Source organism: Niallia sp. FSL R7-0648, from assembly GCF_038007005.1.
GTDB lineage: Bacteria > Bacillota > Bacilli > Bacillales > Cytobacillaceae > Niallia > Niallia circulans.
Genome location: NZ_JBBOWE010000001.1, coordinates 3208575 through 3234894 on the forward strand (window position 1 = coordinate 3208575; position 26320 = coordinate 3234894).

Annotated in this window: 27 protein-coding genes and 1 riboswitch; of the genes, 9 read left to right on the top strand and 18 right to left on the bottom strand. The window is 35.4% G+C overall.

Annotated features, from left to right (window positions below; genetic code table 11):
- Positions 1-8: 8 nt before the first annotated feature.
- From NSQ89_RS15745 to NSQ89_RS15760, 4 genes are all read right to left on the bottom strand, one after another.
- The gene (locus NSQ89_RS15745) at positions 9-560 is read right to left on the bottom strand and encodes a GNAT family N-acetyltransferase (protein ID WP_341132903.1); all 552 of its coding nucleotides are present in this window, start codon (positions 558-560) and stop codon (positions 9-11) included.
- A gap of 63 nt (positions 561-623) precedes the next feature.
- Entirely contained in the window at positions 624-1292 is a 669-nt protein-coding gene (locus tag NSQ89_RS15750; RefSeq protein WP_047944517.1) for an N-acetylmannosamine-6-phosphate 2-epimerase, read from the bottom strand.
- 554 nt (positions 1293-1846) lie between these two features.
- Complete coding sequence (locus NSQ89_RS15755; RefSeq protein WP_341132904.1) at positions 1847-3013, bottom strand: amidase; 1167 nt, start codon at positions 3011-3013, stop codon at positions 1847-1849.
- Positions 3014-3035: 22 nt separating this feature from the next.
- Positions 3036-3614, bottom strand: coding sequence for a histidine phosphatase family protein (locus tag NSQ89_RS15760; protein WP_047944519.1), 579 nt, complete (start codon positions 3612-3614; stop codon positions 3036-3038).
- A gap of 261 nt (positions 3615-3875) precedes the next feature.
- Here NSQ89_RS15760 and NSQ89_RS15765 point away from each other — a divergent pair, with 261 nt between their 5' ends.
- Complete coding sequence (locus NSQ89_RS15765) at positions 3876-5081, top strand: MDR family MFS transporter (RefSeq protein ID WP_095322998.1); 1206 nt, start codon at positions 3876-3878, stop codon at positions 5079-5081.
- Between the two features lie 51 nt (positions 5082-5132).
- Here the strand turns inward: NSQ89_RS15765 and NSQ89_RS15770 are convergent, their stop codons facing one another.
- The gene (locus tag NSQ89_RS15770; RefSeq protein WP_047944521.1) at positions 5133-5297 is read right to left on the bottom strand and encodes a hypothetical protein; all 165 of its coding nucleotides are present in this window, start codon (positions 5295-5297) and stop codon (positions 5133-5135) included.
- A 12-nt stretch (positions 5298-5309) separates the two neighbouring features.
- Positions 5310-5573 carry a YtzC family protein gene (locus NSQ89_RS15775; RefSeq protein WP_341132905.1) on the bottom strand — a complete coding sequence of 88 codons (264 nt, stop codon included), beginning with the start codon at positions 5571-5573 and terminating at the stop codon, positions 5310-5312.
- Between the two features lie 196 nt (positions 5574-5769).
- Between NSQ89_RS15775 and NSQ89_RS15780 the strand changes: the two genes are divergently transcribed.
- Positions 5770-6735, top strand: a complete 966-nt coding sequence (locus NSQ89_RS15780) for a TIGR01212 family radical SAM protein (RefSeq protein ID WP_047944523.1) — start codon at positions 5770-5772, stop codon at positions 6733-6735.
- Positions 6732-7304 (top strand): tRNA (mnm(5)s(2)U34)-methyltransferase, encoded by a 573-nt coding sequence (locus NSQ89_RS15785; protein ID WP_047944524.1) that lies wholly within the window; start codon positions 6732-6734, stop codon positions 7302-7304. The genes NSQ89_RS15780 and NSQ89_RS15785 overlap by 4 nt, the downstream gene beginning before the upstream one ends.
- A 152-nt stretch (positions 7305-7456) precedes the next feature.
- Here NSQ89_RS15785 and NSQ89_RS15790 read toward each other — a convergent pair whose 3' ends face one another.
- Entirely contained in the window at positions 7457-8551 is a 1095-nt protein-coding gene (locus NSQ89_RS15790; protein ID WP_047944529.1) for a tetraprenyl-beta-curcumene synthase family protein, read from the bottom strand.
- Positions 8552-8565: 14 nt separating this feature from the next.
- On the bottom strand, positions 8566-9369 hold the full coding sequence (locus NSQ89_RS15795) for an alpha/beta fold hydrolase (protein WP_144581415.1): 804 nt from the start codon (positions 9367-9369) through the stop codon (positions 8566-8568).
- Between the two features lie 415 nt (positions 9370-9784).
- On the opposite strand from NSQ89_RS15795, the gene NSQ89_RS15800 reads away from it, so the two are divergent.
- A complete protein-coding gene (locus NSQ89_RS15800; protein WP_047944531.1) occupies positions 9785-10636 on the top strand; it encodes a C39 family peptidase in 852 nt (283 codons plus the stop codon).
- On the opposite strand, the gene asnB is transcribed toward NSQ89_RS15800, so the two are convergent.
- Positions 10626-12527, bottom strand: coding sequence for an asparagine synthase (glutamine-hydrolyzing) (gene asnB, locus NSQ89_RS15805; protein ID WP_341132906.1), 1902 nt, complete (start codon positions 12525-12527; stop codon positions 10626-10628). The genes NSQ89_RS15800 and asnB overlap by 11 nt on opposite strands.
- A gap of 562 nt (positions 12528-13089) precedes the next feature.
- On the opposite strand from asnB, the gene NSQ89_RS15810 reads away from it, so the two are divergent.
- Positions 13090-14364, top strand: a complete 1275-nt coding sequence (locus NSQ89_RS15810) for an IS110 family transposase (protein WP_047945042.1) — start codon at positions 13090-13092, stop codon at positions 14362-14364.
- Positions 14365-14824: 460 nt separating this feature from the next.
- Here the strand turns inward: NSQ89_RS15810 and metK are convergent, their stop codons facing one another.
- From metK to ytkD, 4 genes are all read right to left on the bottom strand, one after another.
- Entirely contained in the window at positions 14825-16024 is a 1200-nt protein-coding gene (gene metK / locus NSQ89_RS15815) for a methionine adenosyltransferase (protein WP_047944533.1), read from the bottom strand.
- 317 nt (positions 16025-16341) lie between these two features.
- Positions 16342-16502: riboswitch (SAM riboswitch) on the bottom strand.
- 68 nt (positions 16503-16570) lie between these two features.
- On the bottom strand, positions 16571-16813 hold the full coding sequence (locus NSQ89_RS15820) for a DUF2584 domain-containing protein (protein ID WP_047944553.1): 243 nt from the start codon (positions 16811-16813) through the stop codon (positions 16571-16573).
- 111 nt (positions 16814-16924) lie between these two features.
- Positions 16925-17716 carry an alpha/beta hydrolase family protein gene (locus NSQ89_RS15825; RefSeq protein WP_047944534.1) on the bottom strand — a complete coding sequence of 264 codons (792 nt, stop codon included), beginning with the start codon at positions 17714-17716 and terminating at the stop codon, positions 16925-16927.
- A gap of 31 nt (positions 17717-17747) precedes the next feature.
- The gene (gene ytkD / locus NSQ89_RS15830) at positions 17748-18230 is read right to left on the bottom strand and encodes an RNA deprotection pyrophosphohydrolase (RefSeq protein ID WP_144581418.1); all 483 of its coding nucleotides are present in this window, start codon (positions 18228-18230) and stop codon (positions 17748-17750) included.
- Positions 18231-18578: 348 nt separating this feature from the next.
- Here ytkD and NSQ89_RS15835 point away from each other — a divergent pair, with 348 nt between their 5' ends.
- On the top strand, positions 18579-18836 hold the full coding sequence (locus tag NSQ89_RS15835; protein WP_047944536.1) for a DUF6154 family protein: 258 nt from the start codon (positions 18579-18581) through the stop codon (positions 18834-18836).
- A 65-nt stretch (positions 18837-18901) separates the two neighbouring features.
- On the opposite strand, the gene NSQ89_RS15840 is transcribed toward NSQ89_RS15835, so the two are convergent.
- A complete protein-coding gene (locus NSQ89_RS15840) occupies positions 18902-19672 on the bottom strand; it encodes a sulfite exporter TauE/SafE family protein (RefSeq protein ID WP_341132907.1) in 771 nt (256 codons plus the stop codon).
- A gap of 332 nt (positions 19673-20004) precedes the next feature.
- Between NSQ89_RS15840 and cls the strand changes: the two genes are divergently transcribed.
- The gene (gene cls, locus NSQ89_RS15845; protein ID WP_047944538.1) at positions 20005-21459 is read left to right on the top strand and encodes a cardiolipin synthase; all 1455 of its coding nucleotides are present in this window, start codon (positions 20005-20007) and stop codon (positions 21457-21459) included.
- 140 nt (positions 21460-21599) lie between these two features.
- Here cls and NSQ89_RS15850 read toward each other — a convergent pair whose 3' ends face one another.
- Positions 21600-22073: an S-ribosylhomocysteine lyase gene (locus tag NSQ89_RS15850; RefSeq protein ID WP_047944539.1), complete on the bottom strand. Its 474-nt coding sequence runs from the start codon at positions 22071-22073 to the stop codon at positions 21600-21602.
- Positions 22074-22246: 173 nt separating this feature from the next.
- Here NSQ89_RS15850 and yidD point away from each other — a divergent pair, with 173 nt between their 5' ends.
- Positions 22247-22504: a membrane protein insertion efficiency factor YidD gene (gene yidD / locus NSQ89_RS15855; protein ID WP_047944540.1), complete on the top strand. Its 258-nt coding sequence runs from the start codon at positions 22247-22249 to the stop codon at positions 22502-22504.
- Here the strand turns inward: yidD and NSQ89_RS15860 are convergent.
- The gene (locus tag NSQ89_RS15860; protein ID WP_047944541.1) at positions 22501-23058 is read right to left on the bottom strand and encodes a beta-class carbonic anhydrase; all 558 of its coding nucleotides are present in this window, start codon (positions 23056-23058) and stop codon (positions 22501-22503) included. The two genes, yidD and NSQ89_RS15860, sit on opposite strands and share 4 nt — an antisense overlap.
- A gap of 292 nt (positions 23059-23350) precedes the next feature.
- Here NSQ89_RS15860 and NSQ89_RS15865 point away from each other — a divergent pair, with 292 nt between their 5' ends.
- Positions 23351-23515 carry a DUF1540 domain-containing protein gene (locus NSQ89_RS15865; protein WP_082138439.1) on the top strand — a complete coding sequence of 55 codons (165 nt, stop codon included), beginning with the start codon at positions 23351-23353 and terminating at the stop codon, positions 23513-23515.
- Between the two features lie 54 nt (positions 23516-23569).
- Here NSQ89_RS15865 and NSQ89_RS15870 read toward each other — a convergent pair whose 3' ends face one another.
- Positions 23570-24772: an NAD(P)/FAD-dependent oxidoreductase gene (locus NSQ89_RS15870; protein WP_341132908.1), complete on the bottom strand. Its 1203-nt coding sequence runs from the start codon at positions 24770-24772 to the stop codon at positions 23570-23572.
- A 61-nt stretch (positions 24773-24833) separates the two neighbouring features.
- Positions 24834-26309, bottom strand: coding sequence for an o-succinylbenzoate--CoA ligase (locus NSQ89_RS15875; protein WP_095258017.1), 1476 nt, complete (start codon positions 26307-26309; stop codon positions 24834-24836).
- Positions 26310-26320: the final 11 nt, after the last annotated feature.

Genomic DNA, 26320 nt, shown 5'->3' on the forward strand with positions numbered 1-26320 from the left:
AAATTGGCTCACTTTAATATTTTTCGGTCTAAAGTATCCTCTAATAAGGACCAAGCTTCATGACAGCTTGGAGCTTTGATAAACGGTTTAAACCCATAGTTTAAGTACATATTAACTGCTTGGTAACTTGTTGTTTGCGATGTAAGGTAGGCTTTTGAGTGATATTTAGCCAAGATATTCATCGCCTCGCTTAGTAAAGGTTTGGAGAGTTTCTGTCCTTGATATGCAGGGACAATTCCTACCCAATGAATTCTTCCTGTTATTTCTCCATCTCCTTTTAAGTCACCATACCATGCCGTTGTTGTTCCAATCACTTCTCCCTTTTTATTCTCGATGAACAAGCATCTATTTGTCATTTCATCAATATATGGTCCAAATTCTTTATAAAAATGCGCTAGAGCAGCTTCTTTGCTTTCAAATTCATCTACACTCGCCTCCACAAACGCCCAATGAGGTTCGTCACCTTTTTCAAATAACCTAATTCGAAATTCAGCTGGAAGCGGGTATTGCGGAATATGCGACAAATCTTTTATCACCATACTAAGTGGAATTCTTTTCATTTGAATCAGCTCCTTTTATAATTGATTGTCTATCTTAAATCTCGACAAGACACCTTATGTATTTTAGCTGTTCATACCCTTTACAAATCGTTTAGTTATTTCCTGAGGACGTGTAATCGCTCCACCTACTACAACAAAAAAAGCACCAAGCTCTAATGCCTTTCTGGCATCTTCTGGCGTTTCAATTCTCCCCTCAGCTATGATAGGAACGTTTACTGCTTTAACAAGATTCTCTAATAATTCAAAGGCTGGACCATTTTTCAAATGTTGCGTTTTCACTGTATATCCAGCTAGGGTAGTACCAACGAAATCGCAACCCATAGTCTCTGCACGTATACCTTCCTCTAGCGTGGAAACATCCGCCATCACTTTTTTGTTAAGGTTATCCTTTATAAAATCAATTAATTCCTGTAAATCTTCTGCCCTTGAACGGTCGGTTGCATCTATCGCAATAATGTCGGCGCCCGCATCAGCCACAAGCTGTGCATCTGCCTTAGTTGTGGTAATAAATGCATCATAGCCTGGATAATGTTTTTTTAGAATCCCTATAATAGGTAAATCTACTTTCTCTTTAATTCTTTTGATATCCGAGTAACCGTTTGCTCTGATTCCTACAGCTCCCCCTATTTTTGCAGCAAGCGCCATTGCTGCCATAAATTCTGAACCATGTAATGGCTCAGAATCCAATGCCTGGCAAGAAACGATTAATCCTCCCTTTAGTTTCTCAATCATCAAATTACTCCTCTCGTGAATATACTAGTATGCTTTGTCAACCACTGCTTTTGCAGTCGCTTCTCTATATTTCAATGCTTTTTCTTTTAACCGATTCTCACCCTCAAGCATAACATATCAATGACAATAATTGGGTAAACTTTGTCGACAAGGAACCGCCTCGAAGTACACTTTCTCTCGTTCCTGTTAATAAAACATCATCTACTTTCTTTGTAATGGGAGAACGTGTAAAGTGCGTAATAGATATAATTTTTGTGTTTTCTTCTGTTAATTCGGCTGCAAGCAGCGCATGGACTGCTTATTCACCGTATAAACGAAATTGTTCGGTAATCTCTTGTTTTTTTTACTAGACCATCGACAAAAGCTGTTGTTAACTGGTTCATAGGAAAGACCTTCTTACTTTGAATTTGTGTGTGGAACAACTTAATTCTACAAGAAAAAAGGTCTTCCTTTTTGTATTTATTCATTTACATACGGTACTTAGTACGCTCTTGTAAAAACTAGGTTCACTACTTCTTTTATAATATGCCTATATTTCCTTTAAGGTTATATCATTACCATTTCTTTACCCACTCAGCTACTAATTGAAGTAAATTTCTATCTTGGTTTCTACCAGCTATAAAAGAAAGACCTACTGGTACTCCATTGCTTGTAGTTAATGGTATGTTCACTTGGGGGAAACCTGTTAATCCTGCTATACAGCATAACTGAAAGGTTTGCTTTCTTCTTTCTTCTAATTCATAAACAGGTAGATTTAAAAGAGGTGCGATTCCTGGAGCTGTAGGAATGATCAAAACTGCATCATCTTTAAGCAGTTCTTCCATTCTTTGCTGAATTTTACGTCTCAACTGATGATATGGTGCTAAATCTTCGTCTTTTATAGTACTAGCCCACTTAAATCTTTCTGCTATTCCCGGACCAAACGTAGGCTTTGCTTTTTGAATCCATTCTCCATGCTCTTGCCAAATTTCTCTGCCCTGCAGCATTCTAAAGACTTCAGACCACTCATGTAGTCCTTCTTCTGCTATAACCGTTGTTACGTAATTAGGTACCGACTGTTCTAATTTCTCCAATAAAGGAGCAAAAGCTTTATGTACTTCTTGGTCGGCCAATGCCCATGCATCACTTCCCATGATAAATCTCGTAAAAGAGCCGTCTCTTTGGACAGGTAAAAGTACTTTTCCAACTTCATTCAGAATTTCTGCGTCATTTGCCATCCATCCAACGGTATCAAAGCTTTTGGCAAGAGGGATGACTCCTTCTATATTCACTGCTCCATGGGAGGGGCGGATTCCATATATCCCACAATAAGAAGATGGAATTCTTATCGATCCTCCTGTATCTGTCCCTAAGGAAAAATCCGTCTGCTTAGCAGCAACCGTAACAGCTGAACCACTGGAGGAACCACCTGGAATTCTATTAGGAGACTTAGGATTGACTGGAGTTCCGTAATGAAAATTCTCTCCATTTAAACTATACATCAATTCATCTGTGATCGTTGTACCCTGCAGCCGGGCACCATTATTCAGCAAGCTAGTTATCACAGGTGCTGTTTCTTTAGCAGGGGGATGACTAGAAAGCCAATCTGGATTTCCTGCAGAGGAAAGATAGTCCTTAATTGTAAAAACATCCTTTACAGCGAAAGTCAACCCATCCAAATTTCCTCGTTTTATTGGTTTCAATGAAATATTTTTATCGATATATGCACCAAAATCGCTCATTGATCACTGCCCCTTCCAATTATTATTCAGGTATCTCCACTAAATGATCAACCAAGTTGTAATCTTTCACTTCCCAACGCTTCTCTTTATACTGAATATTGCTAATACAAGCATTTGATAAATATTTTTCTATTTTGAGCGAATCTTCTGACACTATGGTTAATAATGTATGGATAACTGCACCGTGAGCAACTAACAATACTTTTTCGTCTGGAAACCGGCAAATAACTTTTTCGAGGCCGTCCGTTAGTCTTTTTACGAGAGCTTCTCTCGACTCCTGGTTTGGATATTGGTGATCTGGATAAAGAATCGCTCGTTCCTCTCTTGTTTTTCCTTCCGCATCGCCAAAACTACGCTCCATGAATTCATCCATTTCTACTACTTCTAGTTGCAAAGCTTCATTTATAATCAACGCCGTTTGCTTTGCTCTTTTTAGAGGACTTGTAACAATGACATCCCACTCTGAATGCTTTAAATAGTCACGGCATTGTTCTGCCTGCTTCTTGCCATTTTCATTTAAAGGGATATCTGTTTTTCCTTGAATCCTTCCCAGTGCATTCCAATCTGTTTCTCCATGCCTTATTAAACATATTTTCGTCATTTATTTTATCCTCTCTCCATGCTTAATTTTGGGGTTATTACTACTTTATTAGAAAAATACTTATTTTTCAAACAAATTAAATATTAAAATTATTGTAATTGACTTTTCTTCTTAATTTACTCTTCAAAAACTCTTTTCCTCGCACTTTTCTATCAGAAAATTCCGCCTATATAAAAATGGGCACTATTCTATTGCAGGTTTGTTAAAAAGCAACTACACTTATTTTGGTATTTAAGAATAAAGTTGAAAAGGAGCATTATTATGCCTCGTTCTCTATGGCTTTTAGTTATTGGAATGGCTGTTAACGTTACAGGATCTTCCTTACTTTGGCCTTTAAATAGTATATACATTCATGAGCATTTAGGAAAAACACTTACGGTTGCAGGTTTTATTCTTATGCTTAATTCAGGAGCAAGTGTTATCGGTAATTTAATCGGAGGCATTCTTTACGATAAATTAGGGGGATATCCATCCATCTTATTAGGAATCTCTTTAACCGCCTTTTCTTTACTAGGATTGACTCTGTTCCACAATTGGGAAGCTTATTGTACATTCTTTACGTTATCTGGGTTTGGATCAGGTATTATATATCCTAGCATGTACGCAATGGCAGGGAATGTTTGGCCAGAGGGAGGAAGAAAAGCTTTTAATAGTATTTATGTTGCGCAAAACGTTGGCGTGGCACTAGGATCAGCAATTGGCGGCTTTATCGCTTCTTATTCGTTCCAATTAATCTTCTTGTCAAACACCCTAATGTATGGGGTATTTTTCCTTATTGCCTTCTTTAGTTATAAAAACATTCAAGTAAAAGCAGATGTTCTTCCCTCTACAAATGGTACTGTTTCTAAAAGAAAGGGAAAACATTTGTTAAAAGGCAGTCCTGCTATGTATTCTCTCGGAATTTTAGGATTGGGTTATTTATTGTGCTGGATATGCTATGTCCAATGGCAAGCTACCATTTCTACCCATACACAGGAGTTAGGTATTCCTTTAACACAATATAGTTTATTATGGGCTGTTAATGGTGGTCTTATTGTATTCGGCCAACCGCTGATTTCTTTTTTCACCAAAAAAGTTTGTACATCTATAAAGAAACAAATGCTTATTGGAATCGGCATTTTTATTGTTTCCTTCCTTATTGTAGGAAAAGCGGAATTCTTTACTGGTTTTCTTGCGGCGATGATTATCTTAACAATCGGAGAAATGCTTATTTGGCCAGCAGTTCCGACCATTGCTGATAAGCTGGCTCCTAAAGGGAAGGAAGGATTTTTCCAAGGAATCGTAAACAGTACAGCAACTGGTGGCAGAATGATTGGTCCACTTGTCGGGGGCATGCTTGTAGACAGCAGTGGTATGACTTTGCTTGTGCCTATATTAGTCGTACTGCTTGTAATTAGCTTGTTTACAGCCTTTTTCTATGATTATCCAACAAAAGAAGCTTCTAAGTTAACGCCTAAAACAAATTGATATAAATGTCCCAACAGTCTTCATGCCGTTGGGACATTTTTTATTAATAAATTATTCTTGTCTTGATTTGGATTTAGCAGGCTGGCCTCCAGAATTCTCATATTTCTTTTTGGCTGCTTTTATTAGATCAACATCTTTCCCCAGCTCTACATCCTGATTATTTATCCCATTACGTGTTTTTTGTTCTGGATTATTTTTCTTCGAACGTTTATCCATTTTAATTCCCCCTTAATGCAATCTTAATGTCATTTGATTTTGCATTTGCTCTATAAATAATCGCATGCGATGCAGTTCTTCTCTTTGCTGCTGGTTTGCACTGCGATCCATCGTGTGCAAATCATTGTAAATATTCTCTAATTGCATTTGTGCATCCGTATATTCCGTATCATTAAAATGTTCCTGACGTCTTGCTGCTTCATATTGCTGCTCTGCAAAATTGATTACATCATTACATCTTTGTAGTAAGTCGCTCATGGAATCACGAGTAGCCAAAAAATAACCTCCCAACAATCTTTTCAATTAGAAGCAGATTGCTTCACAAGTAGTATCTGTCTAATGTCCCTCTCCTATTACTTCCTTTTCTTAACTGATGAAGAAATTCTGTTGGATAAAGTACTGAGTCATGTTAAAATGCTTAGGTGGAAATGACAAAAAAAAGAATTAAAATTACTTAGGAGGTTACACTGATATGAATCAGAATAACCCATTCCCATTTGCCTCTGATAATAAGAGATATCATACATGGAATTATCATCTTCGAAATGAATTCGGTCACAAAGTTTTCAAAATCGCCCTAGATGGCGGCTTTGATTGTCCGAATAGAGATGGCACGGTAGCTCATGGTGGATGCACCTTTTGCAGTGCAGCTGGTTCTGGCGATTTTGCTGGCAATCGTGTGGATAGCCTTGAAAAGCAATTCCATGATATAAAAAACAAGATGCATACGAAATGGAAAGACGGAAAGTATATGGCCTATTTTCAAGCGTACACCAATACTCATGCTCCTGTTGATGTACTTCGAGAAAAATATGAAGTGGTGCTTAAGCAGGAAAATGTCGTTGGTCTTTCTATCGCAACACGCCCAGATTGTTTACCAGATGATGTTGTCGAGTATTTAGCTGAACTAAATGAACGTACTTATTTATGGGTAGAACTAGGTCTTCAAACCGTTCATGAAAAAACCGCAAACCTTATTAATCGGGCTCATGATTTTCAAACATATGTGGAAGGCGTTAATAAGCTGAGAAAGCATAATATTCGTATTTGCTCCCATATTATTAATGGTTTACCAATGGAAACGAACGAAATGATGATGGAAACAGCCAAAAGCGTTAGCGAGCTAGATGTACAAGGAATTAAAATCCATTTGCTTCATTTATTAAAGGGAACTCCGATGGTCAAGCAATATGAAAAGGGCCTCCTGGAATTTTTAACATTTGATCAATATATATCATTGGTTTGCGATCAATTAGAAATATTACCACCAGAAATGATTATTCACCGAATTACTGGAGATGGACCAATTGAATTAATGGTTGGACCAATGTGGAGTGTAAATAAGTGGGAAGTGTTAAACAAAATTGATGCAGAATTAAAAAGCCGCAATAGCTGGCAAGGTAAATTTTATCAGGCAAATAAGAAGGTGACACAATGAAGTTAGACAGAGTCATTCCATTTGCTCATCAATTATTGGAAAAAGCAATATCGGCCGGAGATATTGCAATCGATGCTACAATGGGAAATGGTCATGATACCGTTTTTTTAGCCAATCTTGTTGGAAAAAAAGGAAAGGTATTCAGCTTTGATATTCAGGAAGCTGCTTTACTGGCGACAAAGGACAAGCTAATTAATCAAGCATTGCAAGAAGCTGCTTCTCTTCATTTGTGCGGACATGAGCATATAATGAATGTGATTCCTTCTCAGTACCACGGAAAAGTCACAGGAGCTGTTTTTAATCTAGGCTACTTACCTGGTGGGGACAAGTCGATTGTCACAAAGGCTGAAACAACTATTGCCGCAATCGAACAGCTACTTCAAATCCTGTCTAAAGAAGGAATTATTGTATTAGTGATTTATCATGGTCATCCAGAGGGAGCTATTGAACGGGACAAACTTATTACCTATGTTGAAAATATAAATCAACAGGAAGCTCATGTGCTTCGTTATCAGTTTATAAACGGCATTAATAATCCTCCTTTTATTATCGCGATTGAGAAAAAGTAGTATTAATATTTATAACTTCCTACCAAAGGATACCTTTAAAAACGAAATGAAATGGAATGGAGCTATGGACGTTTTTCTCCTGCGGATAACAAGTGCCCATAGCTCAATAGAGTAAAATAGACAAACTCCACTTCCAGGGAGTTTGTCTATTTTTATTTGCTCAATGCTCTCAATGCTCCAATCGGTATTACTTTTTGAAACTTTCTATAGGCTCTTCCGTTCAGATAGAAAAAATAACCGATTGGACCAGATGTCCTTATCATGTTTTTAGCAAGTTTGCGGATATTTCGTTGCTTATTTACCTTCTCATCAGATAAATAGACGCCTAATAAACCTCTGTTAATCAGTTTATGAAATTTTTGATGAGGGAGTTTATTAGTATGGCGATCGGCTTCTGTTACAAAATGCTTTAGACGATTAAATAATTCCTCTTCATTTTTATAATAGAAACAAAAGTTTAAGTCGCCACCTATTTTATCCTCTTCTTGATCGATAAAATAGTCCAGTAAGATATGCAGTCCTTGAATATAAGGAAAATATCCATCTCGAATTAGCGCCGGATAAGAATCATCAAAATCATCACGAAATGCATAAGAGACTAAGCAAAAAATTCCTAAAGTCGAGCCAGAGCAAGCAGAAAATTCATACCACTCCATTTTAGGGACATGATTTTTATTTTTTTCAAACCAAAATTTCAGTCGAGGAATCCGTTCTTCCATTATCACATGTTTATGTATCTGTAAATCACAGTAGTAGCGGCATAATTCTAAAAGCTGTTCCTTAATGCTTCCGTAATTCTGCAGCTTTGACAGCGTATCTCTGCATGTCTTAGCTAAATCATATAAATAGCCTCCATCATCTTGATCCTCTCGATAACGATAATAATTACTTGGTTTAGCACCAACTGTTAAAGCGTGTTCCATTGATTCATGTAAAGCAGAAAAATCTTTCGGGTCAAGCGAAGTGCTTCGATCACAAAGATTATCTAAATAATCACTTATCGTTTGGTAGGCTACAATAAATTTAATCACTTCTTTGTACTTACTCATGGCAATTAGAGCCATGATGGAGCCACCTTCACAATGAAATGTTTTATTCTCAATACTTGCTAATGCTTGTTTTCTTAATTCTAAATTAGGAATACTCCCTGCCCTTTGCGTCCAATAACTTAATTCCTGATGGACAACTGGAAAAACCTTCAAGTAAACTTTTGACATTAATGTTAATGGCATCTTTGGAACTGACATATAAAAAACCTCGCTTATACAATATAACCAATTGCTTTCAATTGACTATTAATAAAATCCTTCGTGTATTCAAAAACTTCATCTCTTTCTGGCTCATTAAAAATTTCATGATAAAACTCTGGCCATTCTTTATATCTCTTTTCAGATAATGGTATCATATTGAACCAGGTTTTTACCATTTTTTTATCTACAACTAAATCGCCGCCGCCTTGCATAAGCAAAAGGGGCAAGTCTTGCGTATTGGCTATGTCTTCAAAGGCTTTCTTTGTTGCATTAATCAATTCACGGTACCATCTGATAGAAACTTTTGTTATATATAAGGTATCATTTGAATCAATTTCTCTTACTTCTGCATTACGAGTTGCCATATCAATCGTTAAACCGGAACTAACCCTTAGCTTTGGGGCCACTTTATTCAAGAGAAGTGATACTAAACTCATCAACTTGGAGGGGTAATTAATCAGCCCTAAGCATGGTGAAGATAAAATCAAGCCTGCTATCTTTAATTTCTCCTGTTGGAGAAGTCTGATAGAAGCAAGGCCACCCATACTATGCCCTAATAAAAAAATAGGCAGATCAAATTGATAGGCAGCTTGAATCCAGTCTTTAATTTCTATTGTATATTCATCAAATGAATCAATATGTCCTCGATCAGATCTAGTTGTCATTCCCTGTCCAGGAAGATCTCCCATTACAACATGAAAACCAGCTAACCGAAACATTTCGATAAGCCAGCCATATCTACCATGGTGCTCCATTGCTCCATGAACAATAACAATGACCGCTTTCGCGTTTCCCTCAGCTTCCCATTTCCACATAAAAGCTCCTCCATCCCATGTAAAAAATCTAAATTAGCTTCATCCAACTTTAACAAACCAACAAATTATTGAGAAAAAATAAAAATTTGCTTTGTAATATAATCATTATAATAAATGCGAATAAACGAAGATCAGCTTTTTTATTATGAGCCAAAGTTACTTTAATTATAGCAAATTACTTAGAAATGTACCTTTATAATACAAACCTCATCATTATTCAAAAAAAATGGTATACTAAAATGGTTTCATTTGTCGAAAAATAGGGAAAAGGAACGCAAAAATGGTTACCATTTTTTTAGAAAGTTCCCACATTAACTTAAAGAAAGGAAATTTTGTGACAATTTATATATTTTCTAAAAGAACTTTTTTTCAAGCCGATATAATTTAATAAAGAAATTGATTAGGTGATATTTAAATGGAATCAAATACAATAATAGTAATTTCATTGATTACTTTATTTTTCTTATTATATTTATTAGTAAGAAATAAACTAAGCATCTTTGTCAAAAGTCTCTATTTATTTACGATATTCGCCATGATTGCAATTAGTTTTCTACTTATAAATAGAGACGGCTATCAAGCAATTGTTTATGCGAAGGAGTTTGCCACACAGAATACTCGAAAAGCCCTCATATCCATAAAAGAGGAAACAAATTTAATAAAAGAATCTGTATTATTAGATGCGCCTATTTTAAACCAGTTACCAGAGCTTCCACGAGGCTGTGAGGTAACAAGTCTTGCTATGCTGCTTCAATATGCAGATGTCGATGTCGATAAAATGACACTAGCAAAGCAAATTAAAAAAGATACTACTCCCTATACAAGAGTCGATGGTAAAATTTATTATGGACATCCGAATGATGGATTTATTGGGGATATGTACTCATTAAGCGGTCCAGGTTTAGGTGTATACCATAAACCAATTGCTGCATTAGCGGAGAAATATTTACCAGACTCTATTGTCGATTTCACTGGATCTGATTTTGAGGAAATAAAAAATCATCTATCAAATAATCGACCTGTATGGGTCATTACAAATTCAACATTCAAAAAGTTACCAGAGAGCCAATTCCGGACATGGAACACACCAAGCGGAACTGTAAAAATAACTTATTCAGAGCACTCGGTTCTTATTACTGGCTATGATGAAACATTTGTCTACTTTAATGATCCACTTACAGGAGAAAAAAATAAAAAAGCACCCATAAAGGATTTCAAAGAATCCTGGGTGCAAATGGGAAGTCAAGCAATTACGATTAATTCTTAATTGCTACCTTTCCTTCTTTTAAATATTCCTTTTCGAAGGAATATTTTTTTTCAATATAAATACTGTGCCAAACCATGAACATCAGTACGGTCCATATTTTACGGCTATTGTCTGCTTTACCTTGACAATGGTCTTCTAGCAACTGTAGAACAACCGATTTATTTAATAAGTGATCTGTATCACTTTCTTTAATAATGTTTTTCGCCCAGTCATTCATTTCATCTTTTAACCAATGACGAATTGGAACAGGGAAACCTAGCTTTTTACGATTTAGCACATGCTCTGGAACAAAGGATTCTGCTGCTTTTCGTAAAATATATTTTGTTGTACCATCCGCCGTTTTTAAGGAAGTAGGAATTTTAGAAGCAACCTTAAAGACCTCTTTATCTAAAAATGGTACCCGTAATTCTAGTGAATGAGCCATCGTCATTTTATCCGCTTTTAATAAAATATCCCCACGCATCCACGTATGAATGTCAATAAACTGCATACGATCCACAGGATCATACCCTCTGCTTTCTTCATATAATGGATTAGTAATATCACGATAATGCAAACCATTGTTGTAGACAGAAAGTAGTTTTTCTTTTTCCAACTCAGAGAACATTTTCGCGTTTCCAATATATCTTTCTTCCATCGGTGTAACTCCGCGTTCAATAAAACTTTTTCCTTTCACGCCTTCTGGAAGAATATTTGCTACAGCTCGTAACAATTTTTTTCCGACATTCGGAATTTTATTAAATACTTCAAGAGATTGCGGTTCCCGATAAATATTATATCCACCAAATAATTCATCTGCACCTTCTCCAGATAGAACAACTGTTACATGCTTTCTTGCTTCACGGGCAACAAAATATAAAGGCACACAAGCTGGATCTGCTAAAGGATCATCCATATGCCACATAATTCTCGGAATTTCGTTCATATATTCCTGTGGAGAAATGATATAACTAATATTTTCTAATCCTAATTTATCAGCTGTTTCTTTTGCTACATCGATTTCACTGAATCCATTATGTTCAAATCCTACAGAAAATGTTTTAATGTTTGGATGGAATTCCTTGGCAATACTGGCAATAATGGATGAATCAATGCCTCCTGAAAGGAATGATCCAACAGGAACATCACTTCTCATATGCATTTTCACACTATCAAACAACACATCTTTAATTTCTTTTGTATACTCGTCCTCTTGCTTTACAACAGGTTTAAAGGATGCTCTCCAATAACGTTTAATCTCCATTGGCTTACCAATTTTTTTGGTAAAATAATGGCCTGGTTCTAGCTTTTTAATTCCCTCTGACATCGTATAAGGCTCAGGAACAAATTGATAGGTTAAATAATGCTGCAGAGAACGATAATCAATAACATCACTTTCTAATGCCAATGATATACTTTTCTTCTCAGAAGCAAAGTATGTTTTCTCTCCGTCATCAAAATAAAAGAATGGTTTAATTCCAAACGGATCGCGTGCTCCATATAATGTTTCTTCTTGTTTATCCCAAATGATAAAAGAGAACATACCACGTAATTTCTCTACCGCTTTTTCCTTTTCATGGCTATATAAAGCAATAATTACTTCTGTATCTGAATTTGTTTGGAAGGTCAATCCCGCCTTCACTAACTCTTCTCTTATTTCTAAATAGTTATATACTTCTCCGTTAAAGATTATCCAATAACGTTCATTTTCATATGTTAAAGGCTGATGCCCACTTTCAATATCGATGATACTTAATCGGCGAAAACCGAATTGAATGTGGTTATCATAATAATATCCTTCATCGTCAGGACCTCTATGTGTTATAACACGATTCATTCCTGCAAATAGTTCTTTTTGTTCTTCTTGAAAGTTCTGTGCTTTTTCATATACACAGCCAACAAAACCACACATATTGCTCTCACCTTCTCCATTTCTTTTCCTACATGCATTGAGACATCTATAACTAACTCATTGTTCTAATAGCAGAACTATAATCAATTTTTTACTATACGCTTAAATAGAATAGATGTTAATAGGTAATAAGTTTTATAAAATCTTCACTTAGTCTTCTATTTTAACATAAATAGTGTAAATATATAAATCAGTTATTAGCATTTCCATCCTTATTTTTTATACATGTAAAACAATTGTCATCATTAAGTATTAGACGAAAAAAAAAGAAAGAAGTTACACTTTCTTGTAACTTCTTTCAGATTAACCGCAAACTCCTGTATTTTGGAAGAAGAAGTTTGAGTATAGCATATATATTAATCACTTTGAATCGGAATGCTGCTTTCCGTGAGCACGCGCTGAGCCGCAGTCTGCCTTCAACCTGCAGGGGCTCAGACTGTCTCGCTAATCCCACAGGAGCATTCCTGTGGGATTAGTTTCTGTGGTATTGCACAAAAAAAGATCCTCCTTTATGATGCTTATATTGAGACCAATCAACACAGCGTCAGAAGGAGAATCTATTATGAATAATACCCGTAATCACCGTTTAAATCAAGTGTCTACTTCCACTTTAATCATTGGAATTGACATTGCTAAAAATACACACTATGCATGTGCGGTGGACGATCGAGGGGTTGAGTTAAGTACCTCTTTTTCTATCCACCAGTCTCATCATGGTTTTCATCAATTTTATCTCAAGCTTCAAAATCTAAAGGCAATTCATCAAAAGGATGATTTATTGATTGGATTCGAGCCTACTGGGCACTATTGGATGAATTTAGCTGCTTTTCTTACCCAAAATGATATTCGTTTTGTCATGGTCAATCCTCTACATGTGAATCGTTCCAAGGAGTTGGATGATAACTTACAAACGAAGAATGATAAGAAGGATGCGAGAGTCATTGCTAAACTAATAACCAATGGATACTTTAGTGATCCTCGTCAAATAGAAGGAATAGAAGCAGAGCTTAGAGAAGGTTCCTCTATTCGGTGGAATCTGAAAAAGGACATTTCGAAAGTGAAGAATCGTATCATTCGCTGGACGGATCGTTACTTTCCTGAATTTAAAGTAGCATTTAAAGATTTAGGGCTGAATGCATGTGCCATATTAAAACATACCCCTTTACCAGTAGACTTAATGGAAAAAGAAATCGAGGAGTTAGTCCTTTTATACTTGGAAAAGGAAAAACTAAAGTATCCAGCAAGACCTAAAATAGCACAACTAAAGAGAGTGGCGGTACAATCTATTGGATTAACAGAAGGCTCCAATATGGCTCGTATAGAAATTTACTCTTTAATTACTCAATACGAACTTCTGACAAAGCAATTAGAACAGGTAAATGAAAGTTTAAAGACACTAGCAGAGCAACAAGCGGAATATCATTATTTATTATCAATCCCTGGCATTGGGGAAACTACCGTTATAGATTTACTAGCAGAAGTGGGTTCTCTCAAGCATTATAAACATCCACGCCAACTTATTAAATTAGCGGGATTAACCTTACGAGAGAACTCTTCTGGAAAGATGATTGGACAAAAGCGAATCTCCAAAAGAGGGAGAAGAAAGCTGCGAGCCCTTCTCTATCGTGCTGTCTTGCCTTTGATTAGAAATAATGAAACCTTTTATGATTTATATCAGTATTATATCTCTAGAAAAGAAAACCCTTTGAAGAAGAAAGAAGCATTAGTCGTTCTATGTAATAAAATGTTAAAGATTTTTCATGGACTTTGTCAGCAAGAAGTACTGTTTGATAAGGAGCGAATGAGACAAGATCTCTCTATCCTCCAACCCAAATAAAAATCTATAAGACGGTTATATTCAAAAAGATGACAGGAAAGCTGGCTTTTAGAGAGACTTACGACTTAGAGTCCATACAGGAGCATGATGCCAGCCTCTGCCTTATGATGAGACCAAACGAAGGAATGTAAGCGCGCGACGCTAAGAGACATGGGAGGGTACGTCCTCATAAGAAGAGTAGAGATACCGGATGCATCTAATAGTGTATATTTGTCAATAAATCCCTATTGGCTCTAGCGTCGCGTCCACTTACTTACCAAATATTATAATTAATGGAATAGTTAGTTAAAATATGATTCAAAGAGTTTTCCTAAAAAAATATTGGACTAAAAAAATAACGCTGTAAACGTTGGTATATCAACTTTCCTCGAGGGAGTCTCACCCCTACCACTTTAAGCAATGCATGAAATTGTAATGCTAATTTTCATATACCCTTTTTGTTAACAAAAAGAAATAATTTTTATGCTTCTACTGCTTTTTTTACTAGCTCTGCTCTATCTGTACGTTCCCATGGTAGATCGATGTCCGTACGGCCAAAATGTCCGTAAGCGGCTGTTTGTCTGTATATTGGTTTGCGAAGATCGAGCATTTTAATAATTCCTGCTGGGCGCAGGTCAAAATTTTCACGAACTGCTTCTACTAGTTTATCTTCTGAGACAATCCCTGTGCCAAACGTATCAACAGAAATAGATACTGGCTGCGCTACGCCGATTGCATACGCTAATTGTACTTCTACTTTATCAGCTAATCCTGCAGCGACAATATTCTTTGCTACATAACGTGCTGCATAAGCTGCGGAACGGTCAACTTTTGTTGGATCCTTTCCTGAAAACGCTCCACCGCCGTGCCGTGCATATCCACCATATGTATCAACGATGATTTTACGTCCAGTTAATCCAGCATCACCTTGTGGTCCGCCGATCACGAAGCGTCCAGTAGGATTAATAAAATACTTCGTGTTTTCATCGATTAATTCAGCTGGTACAACAGGATTGATTACATATTCCTTAATATTGCGCTGAATTTGTTCTAATGTCACTTCAGGATGATGCTGTGTGCTAATTACAATTGTATCAATGCGCACTGGTTTATTATTCTCATCATATTCGACTGTAACTTGTGTTTTACCATCTGGACGTAGATATGGTAAGATTTCTTCTTTTCTAACCTCAGCTAGTCTTCTTGATAATTTATGTGCTAACGAAATGGGTAAAGGCATAAGTTCCTTAGTTTCATTACATGCAAATCCGAACATTAAGCCTTGATCTCCTGCACCAATTGCTTCTATTTCCTCATCCGTCATCTTACCTTCACGAGCTTCTAGAGCTTGGTCTACCCCTAATGCGATATCAGCGGATTGCTCGTCAATAGAAGTTAATACTGCACTTGTTTCTGCATCAAATCCATACTTTGCACGTGTATATCCTATTTCTTTAATCGTTTCACGAACAATTTTTGGAATATCCACATATGTAGAAGTAGTTATTTCACCTGCAACGAGTACTAGACCTGTTGTTACAGAAGTTTCAGCAGCAACTCTTGCATTAGCATCTTTAGCCAATATAGCGTCCAAAATAGCATCTGAAATTTGATCACAAATTTTATCTGGGTGACCTTCAGTTACCGATTCAGAAGTAAACAAGCGACGTTTTGTTGACATCTGATTTCCTCCTTATTTTAGAAAAAAGTAGAGTGTGGTTTCTTCCTGCACTCCTTAACCTTATCTTGATACGGTACTCATTCCCTAGATAGTATGAAGTAAAAATGGCGTTTTTATCCGAAGTCAATTCCGTGCATTATTATATGTAAAACTGAAAAAAATGTTTAAAAATATAATATATATAACGAAGATTTTTGTTTCTAATAAAAACACACATCTAAAAATATACATTTTTATAAAAGATAAATAATTCATTTTACACAAAAAACCTTTTCATTAGTGAAAAGGCTCCTAGTAAAATCAATTCGCACCTTTCACTCTTATCGTTCAAGGAAGAATTTCCTTGCTTCAGGTTAGCACCTTTCCTAAGAGAATGTCTGTCCCATTACATGTAAACATGAATGATTCAGTAATTTTCTTCACATAGTAGGTTGCTGGGTTTCATCGGGCCAGTCCCTCCACCAGCTCAGGATAAGAGAGTATCCGTTCAAGGTAAAATGATAGCTTAATCCATCAATACATGTCAATCATTTTTCACTTTATTCATTAATTTGTGGAATTTAATGAAATCAATTTATAAGTAATCGATGTTTTATTCTTTTCCCATTCTAATTTTTCAATCGTAGCAATCCCCGATATCTCAGCAGTTTTTGTTCTTCTTACCTCTAACGGGATATTCATTGGATATAAACGATAATCTTCTTTTTCTAACAAAAATAAATTTTCTTCTAATCTTATTTCTTTTCCTTTTGTAACAATCATTGTATTTAATTCTAAAGGCATGCCCATTTTACATTCCCCTTCTCTATTTTTTTCTCTTTCGTAATATGTTACCGGCAATCAAGGCTCCTTGCATGACCATAAAATCGGAACATCAACTAAGATAATAAAGCTTATTTTTTATTTTACCATCCTTTCCGTTTGTTTTTTCATCCAACTGGTTAAGGATGTGACCACTTTTCGATTTGTAGCTGGAGGAAAGTAATGAGTAAACTCTGGAAAATACCAAGAGTCTACTTCTTTTCCGAGTTGTTTTAATCTTTCTTCTAATTTGAGACTATGATCAATCGAAACATTTTTATCCAGCTTCCCATGAATAATAAGAGTAGGAGCATTTATTTGTTCTAATTGATAAAGCGGAGTTCTTTCTTCATATCTGTCTGGATATTTAGAAGGAGTTCCCCCGATAACTCGTTTCATCATCCTGCGCAAATCTTTACGTTCTTCGTATGTTAAGAACATATCGCTTACGCCGCCCCATGTAACAATTGATTTTACAGGGCAGTAAATACCTACAAATAGAGCCATAACTCCTCCTCTTGAAAAACCAAATACATGGACATCCTGAACATTCGATAAATTCTTAAGGAGTGTAAATGCTGCTATAGCATCATTTTTATCTTCTCCTGCAAAATCTTCATTTCCATCGCCACCCTGATTCCCTCTATAAAAGGGAGCAAAGACTACAAAGCCTTCGGATGCAAATTGAATAATTCTTCCCGGACGGACTTTGCCAACATTTTTTATACCCCCTCTTAGATAAAGAAAGCCGTCATAGGTTTTCCCATCATTTGGTGAAGCGAGCATTCCTTTTACTCGTAAACCATCGACATAATAAGTAACTAAAAATAAATCAATGGAAGGGTTAGGAGATGGAAATCGAATTTTCTCTATTATATCGCCATTTTGCATACTATCTGCTCCTTTCCTTTTTTCTCCTATATTACCCCTTCTTTTTGCTTAATAATTCATTTTCAATATAAGATATACAAAATTGGATGACCTCATCCTGCATAATAAAACTAAAGGAATCATTCCATCGCTTTTTTATTATATTGCCAGTAATCAAAACAGGACCATCTGTCTCAAGATAATCCTCTTTGGAGCTTAACTGACTGATTCTTGCAAAAAATACATCCTTCAAAAAAGGAACCTCCCCAAAAACCTGATAAGCTGCAATCCATTGCAGACTTTTTATAATGCCGCCTGTTTCCTCCATCACTTCTCTCTGAGCTGTTTGAATAGTAGTTTCGCCCGTTTCTCTCTTTCCACCTGGAAACTCCAATCCACGTTCCTTATGTTTTGTTAATAACCATTGATCTTTATACTGACAGATAACTAATACATGTCTTGCTTCTTCGTTCCATTCATTTTTTACAAATGAAAGTTTCACTAAATTGTTGTTTTGATCATAAAATATTTCCATACCTACTCCATTATTATGTATTATTAATATAAGTAGCTTGCATACTAAAGCAAACAGCATGCCATTAAGCTGATTTACTGTCTATTATTATCATAGCAAATACTACCATTGAAACAGGAGTTTTTTCCACTAAAATAGGGTATATTTTTTATAGAAGAGACAGTTCTTAATGATATTTATTTTCAGAGTGAATTTTCATGTATGGTAATTAGAATGGCACATGAATATTTGTATTATTCTTTAACATAATGTTCACATAATAGCTAGTAATAATAGGATGTAATCATATATAATACGGTTAAATAAAACGGTTACATTTAAAACTGGCTGAAATAGGAGGAAACAATGATGAAAATTGTAGATGAACTATATAACTTATATAAAAATAAATTAACTGGTGATGAAGAGGATATCGATATGCTTGCCTTTGCTTTTTTAGAGGAAATGAGTAGAGAAGATTTATTACATATAATCCAAGAATTAAATGAACAAGAATTATATGATTTAATGGGTCTTTATTTAATTGAAAGTTTAAAGGGTAAATTTGCAAGTGAAGATTATCGAAAACCGAATAACCCAATCTTTACCCATCGAAATCTCCATTAATTTTCTATACAAAGGCTGTTTGACATCCCAAACAAAATGTTTAGGATAGCAAACAGCCTTTTATATTATGGATTTGTTATATAATCAAATATATTTTTTCCAATCAAAATAGCGGAGACCAAGACAAATAATATTTTTACATAGTTAGACCCTTTCGCAATAGCTACTCTAGAGCCAATGTATGCTCCTAAAATCATGGCAATGCCCATCACAAGCCCATATAAATAATAGACAGAATCATAATATAAAAAAACAATAAGTGCTGTAAGGTTACTTCCAAAGTTAAGAACTTTAGCATTTCCCGCAGATTCCACAAAATCAAATCCCATCAGGAGAAAGGAAAATAAAAAGAACGAACCCGTTCCTCCTCCTAAAAAACCATCATAGAATCCTATTAATGGTACAATAAATAGAGCAAATAAGAGTTTCTTTTTCGTCAACCCGTTGTATGTAGAATGAATTCCCCATTCTTTTTTCGTAAGAGTATAAATGGTCACTACAATTAAAACAACAAGAATCAGCGGCTTGAGCGATTCTGATGGGATTTTTTGTACTACATAAACTCCAATTGCAGAACCAATAATGGAAAGAGGTAAGAGTTTTGATAGTAAATTTTTATCTGTTTTTCCATGCCTTATAAAAGAGATCGAGCTTGTTAATGAGCCCATAGTGGAAGCAAGTTTATTTGTTCCTAACGCAATCTGCGGCGGCAATCCAGTGAACAATAGAGCCGGTAATGAGATTAGTCCGCCGCCGCCAACTACGGAATCGATAAATGCTGCGATAAATCCAGCGGCAATTAAAAAGAGTAGCATACCAAGATGTAAGTCTTCCATAAAAGCTCCTTACTTTAACTCGTTTTTTCCAACATAAAAATTAATCTATGGTGAGATTTAAGCTAGCAGTCTTGAGGTTAAAAACCATATATCTTGCATAAACAACTTTGTTATTATTTATTAAGTAAGTACTTCTCGTTTTATCTTTACTTTATCACATTAAAGAAAAAAGGGAAATTCTTCTTTTTTAAAATAAATACAAAATAGTTCAAAGTTTTACCCTTTTACCCTATAATTATACAGGATATTTATTTTAGAGCAGTCATATACACACTCTATCTTATTTTTATCGCACATATTATTGCTTTTTTTGTGAGAAAGGACAAAATTCGATGCACATCTATTCAATTGTTTTAAGTGTAATTATTATACTTAATATCATTTTTGCTTTTCTTGTTATCTTCTTCGAAAGAAAAGATCCTATTGCAACATGGGCATGGCTAATGGTGCTGACCTTTATCCCCATTCTTGGGTTTATCTTATATTTACTTTTCGGGCAAAATCTACGAAATAGAAAACTATTTCAATGGGATGGCCGAAAAAAACTTGGCATAGAGCCAATTTTAGCTTCTCAACTGTTGCAAATAAGTTCTAATCAATTGCGGACAACAAATGAAGTCATTAGAAAAAACCAAGATCTTATTTATATGAATTTATTTAATAATGATGCAGTACTTACGGAGAATAATGCTGTTCAGATATTTACAGATGGTCATAAAAAATTCGATCAATTATTTGAAGATATCAGAAATGCTAAAAAATCTATTCATTTACAATACTATATTTTGAAGAATGATGGGATCGGCTCCGATCTTATTAGCTTACTTGTTGAAAAGGCAAAAGAAGGAGTAGAAGTACGCTTATTATATGATGAGCTCGGCTCAAGAACGTTACGTAAAAGGGTTTTTAAAGAGCTGCGGGCAGCTGGTGGCTTTGTTGAAGTTTTTTTTCCTAGTAAATTTCACCTCATCAATTTGCGATTAAATTATCGCAATCACAGAAAATTAGGAATTATTGACGGGAAAATCGGCTATATCGGCGGCTTTAATGTTGGTGATGAATACTTAGGACTTCACCCGAAATTTGGATATTGGAGAGATACTCACTTACGTATTGTTGGTACAGCTGTTTATGCCATTCAAACAAGATTTATTCTTGATTGGAATCAAGCTTCTCATCTCCATGAAATTCAATATTCGCCTGAATATTTTCCTGGTAAGATTGAAGAAATTATTGGTAATATCGGAATGCAAATCGTTTCAAGCGGACCTGATTCAGAGTGGGAACAAATTAAAAATGGTTATATAAAAATGATCACGTCTGCTAAAGAAAGTGTTTATATCCAAACACCTTATTTTATCCCTGATGCCAGTTTGCTCGATACCTTAAGAATTGCAGCTCTTTCAGGAATAGACGTTAAAATTATGATTCCTAATAAACCGGATCATATGTTTGTTTACTGGGCCACTTATTCTTATATTGGAGAAATGTTAAAAGCAGGAGCAAAGATTTATATATATGAAAATGGATTCATCCATGCAAAAACAATTTTAGTCGATCGAAAAATCGCTTCAGTTGGAACTGCTAATATTGATATGAGAAGCTTTAGACTCAACTTTGAAGTAAACGCCTTTATTTATAGTGAACAGATTGCTAATGAGCTGACAGACGATTTCTTAAAGGACATGGACTTATCCACACATTTAACAGCCGACCAATATTCAAAAAGGTCCTTATGGATCCGTTTCAAAGAATCATTTTCAAGGCTTCTTAGTCCCCTTTTGTAGAGCTTAATATTTTGGTTATTATGTTTTAAAGATAAATCAATTTTATGAATAAAAAACCCAAACAATATACGGAATTTTTCATTAGCGTTTCCGTACAATTTGTTTGGGTTTCTATTTGGTTGGAATGTTTATTTCTTTTTTTAAGCAAAAACCTGTTTTAATTCTTCTTTATCTTTGCTTAACCAGAAATTCATCAGCTTTTTTGCACCTTCTAAATCATGTAGTTTTGCTTGACCGCATTGTGTTTCATTAGCTGCTGGAATTTCAGTAATTTCAATTGCCGTTTTCATCGTTGCCTCTAATAAATCGATAATTTCCTCAACGGTTGGTTCCCCACTTACAACTAAATAATAGCCAGTCTGACACCCCATTGGAGAAATATCAATAATATCAAAATGATTGTACTTTTCTACATGTGCGCGTAAATTAAAGGCAAGTAGATGCTCTAACGTATGAATAACATCTGGCTTCATTGCCTGCTTATTTGGCTGACAGAAACGAATATCATATTTATTAACTACTCCATCACTACCAACTTTGTGTACACCACAATGTCTTACATATGGGGCTTTTACGGCAGTATGATCTAATTCAAAACTTTCAACTGAAGGCATAAGTCATCTCCCTTTCTTCTTCTATCTTTATTATATCTAAAAAGCCGAGTAATTTCATCAACTTAATATATATAATATTTTTCCAGTGGGAATTTTGTGTTAAACAGTGATTACTTTTACTCCTCTCTTCACCCATGTTATACTACATGCAAAGAAGGAGAGGAAACAGCATAATGAAATACGTCTTTTTATTTATTATCCAATTTTATCGCAAAGTAATTTCTCCAATAAAACCGCCAACTTGCCGTTTTTATCCAACCTGCTCTAGTTATGGCTTAGAAGCGATTCAAAGATTTGGCGCTTTTAAAGGAGGGTACTTAACCATTAAACGAATTCTTAAATGTCATCCCTTTCATCCAGGTGGTCTGGATCCAGTACCAGAAGATTGGCACTGTAGAAATCATCCTCATTCGCCAAAAGAGAAAAATTAATAACCGTCTATTACCAAGTCTAATTTTCCAGTCTTTGGATCTATCACTAACCCATGAACTGGAACGCCACTTGGCAATAGCGGATGCCTTTTAATCATTTCTACACTATGGGTAACACTATCTGATACAGAATCAAAACCTGTCAACCATTTTTCTAGATTAATTCCAGAATGTTGTAAAGTTGCAAACGTTTCGTCTGATATGCCTCTTTCTTTCATTTTTTCCACCATGCTATCTGAATGCAATGCACTCATCCCACAGTCATGATGACCTATTACCATCACTTCATCAGCTTGCAGCTCATATACTGCAACCAAAATACTTCGCATAATACTTCCAAATGGGTGAACAACTACTGCTCCTGCATTTTTTATAATTTTCACATCTCCGTTAGAAAGATTTAATGCTTGTGGCAAAAGTTCTAACAATCTTGTATCCATGCAAGTTAGAATCACCATTTTTTTATTGGGAAATTTACCTGTAATAAATTTTTCATATTTTTGTTCCCTTACAAATTCTTCATTATAGACTAACATATCTTGTAATAGGCTCATTTTTGCACTCCTTAAAAAATTCAATTCATAAAATACAAATAATTTCTGTTCTAAAGAAAGAGTCTCCTTATTAATAGTAATGAAAATTTGCCTAATATACAAATTTGAAATAGATGATACTTTCCAACATTGGTACTTCTTTTCATTTGTCCTATGTATGTAATTCCTCCAACCTTCTAATAATACTAAAGTGCAATGACTGTTAACAGTCTCAATTGCATCCTATGTGCAAATAGAAGACATCTCCTAAAAAGGCTTTGGATTAACAACTTAAGAAAAGGAGTGGTATCCTATGGCAAAAGACGTACTTTGTGAAGTAAGGAATTGTACTTTTTGGGAAAAAGGAAACCGTTGTGGAGCCGACCAAATTTATGTTGTAAGTAATGTGGGAAAACATGCGGATACAAGTTATGAAACAGACTGTAAGACATTTGAACCTGAAAATAGCTTAAGCTAAACTTATGGAAATGCAAAGAGGAATCCCAATCAAAACTACTAGGGATTCCTTTTTTTATCGATCTAATCGTACCAAATCAGCATCAGGGTGCTCCCCCTTTATTATTAAATCCTTCAATATGGTCGAACCGAAAGCACTATAAACTGTACCATTTCCTCCAAATCCTAAACAATAATATAAATTCTTTTGCTGTGGATGTTCGCCAATAAAGGGAATTCCGTCCTTTGATTCTCCAAATGTTGCTCCATATACATAGTCAGCTTTTAGTTGCAAATGGGGAAAATGTTCTTTAATACGAACTAATAATCTATCCGCATATAATTGTAAAATCTGATCGTCTCTAGGCGCTTCCATTATTTCTTCATCTAAACCACCCGCTATTATCCTTCCATCAAGGGTTGTTCGCATATAGAAATACGGACGTTTGGTTTCCCAAATTAAACACCGATCCTCCCAATGTGGAAAAGAAGATACTGGGTTTGTAACGATTGCAAACGTTCTATTTATTTTTGTAGGTATGTCTATTGCAAAATTATCTAAATCATACCCAGTTGCATACACGACATGCTTTGCCTTTATACTTGAATCGCCATTGTTAAACAACCAGCAGCCATCTTTATTCTGAGGCTTTGAAACTTCCGTGTTTTCAAAAACTTGAACATTGCTCTTTTGTGCAGCCTCTTTTATTAAGGAAATAATAAACCTTTCTGGGTTCACTTCTGCGTCCCCACTTGTTCTTATTGCCGCATGTTTATTAAATCCATATGCTTTATAAATCATATCCTTTTCTAAAAATTCTACTGGGAATTTATACTTTTTTAGCATCTCATATTCTTTTCTTAGAGAAAATACGTCTGAATCTGTACTTGCGTAATATAAGCTTTGTCTATTTACAAATTGGACATCTTCGTGTAAGGAACTTGCGATACTTTTCAATTCCTTCATCCCATTAAGGCATAATTCGTAAAATCGAACAGCATCTTCTTCCCCAATACTTTCTGCAAAGGAATGCAGCATTTTATCATTAGAATACTGCAATAGCCCTGTGTTGGCAGCAGAGCTTCCATTGCCAACACTACCTTTATCCACTAGAATCACCTGAAGCGATTCCTTTGCAAGCATATAAGTTAATAAGGCGCCTGACATTCCAGCACCAATTACAAGCACATCACAAGTAACATGATTATTCAACTTTGGATAAACGGGTCTTTCATGAACCGTTGTTGGCCAATATAATGATCCATGATATAAGCTCATACGTACACTTCTTTCATTGAATTTTTTTACTAGTAGCCACAACAACATGAACTAGTTAAAATTACAAAGATAAGTCCGATTGTTCCTCTATCCATTTTCTTAATTCTCTTCTGACTATTTTTCCTGAGGCATTTCGTGGAACTTCTGATATAAAAAATACTCTTTTGGGGATTTTATATTTTGCTAAAACGTTTGTACATTTTTCGATAATTGTATTCTCTTGCATACTTTCATCTGTAACAATAAATGCAATCGGTACTTGTCCCCATTCTTCATCAGGAATCCCTATCACTGCCGCTTCTTTTATCCCGTCCATTTCAGTCAGTACAGCTTCGACTTCTGCTGGATAAACATTTTCTCCACCCGAAATAATTAAGTCTGACCGTCTATCTAACACATAGAGAAATCCTTCAGAATCTATATACCCTATGTCACCGGTAAAAAACCAGCTATCTTGTAAATGATTCTCTTTATTTAAATAGCCTTTTGATACATTCGGCCCACACACTTTAATTTCGCCTACCTCATTTGATCCTAAACGCTCTCCTGCTTGATTAACAATTTGTAATTGAGCAGGAAAAAGTGGCTTTCCGGCTGAACCAATTTTTCTAATACTATCCTCTGGCGAAAGGGTAACAATTTGTGAGGCAGTTTCCGTCATTCCATATGAATAATAAACAGAAATCCCTTTATTCATACATCTAGTCAGCAGTTCTATGGAGGCTGGCCCCCCACCTAAAAGCATATACCGAAAATAAGGTGGAAACTTATCATGAGCAGCCTTTTCGATTCGCTCTAGCATCGTGGTGACAACCGATATAATCGTTACTTTTTCTTTCCATAAATCCTCTAATACCCTCTTTTCATCAAAGGAATCATGCAAAACGACTTTCATCCCATAAATGATACTTCTCATTAAAATCGAATATCCACTGATATGAAATAATGGAACGGTACATAACCAGGTATCCTTTTCATATAGGCCTGCATTCAACGTATTTCCCACGGCACTCCACCAGTGATTACCGTAAGATTGAATGACTCCTTTCGGAAGTCCGGTTGTTCCTGACGTATACATTATCGTACAAGTTTCCTCTAAAGACACTTGATCCTTTTCTTTTGGCTCAATGTAGGTACTTTCTGTTATATTTTCTTTATAAAATACAGTCATTTCTTTCTCTTTTTCAAGCAAAGCTGCCTTCTCTTTAAACGCTTCTTCTGAGATTAAATAGGAAACATTCGCATCGTTTAATTGATAAGCCATTTCCTTCGCTGTTAAGCGATTATTAAGAAGAACTGCCTTTGCTCCAATAATTTGCATAGCAAATAAGTGAAGTACAGTTTCTAAATCACTTTTAACAAGAAACCCCACATAATCTGTGTCATTTACTCCAATGGCTGACCAAATCCCTGCACGGTAATAAGCCATTTCATATAATTCTTTAAATGTTAGTCTTTCTTCTTTAAATACAATTGCCTCTCTATCTGGTGTTAACTGTGCTCTATTTTTAATAAAATTCGGAAGTATTTCTGTCATAATTTATTAAC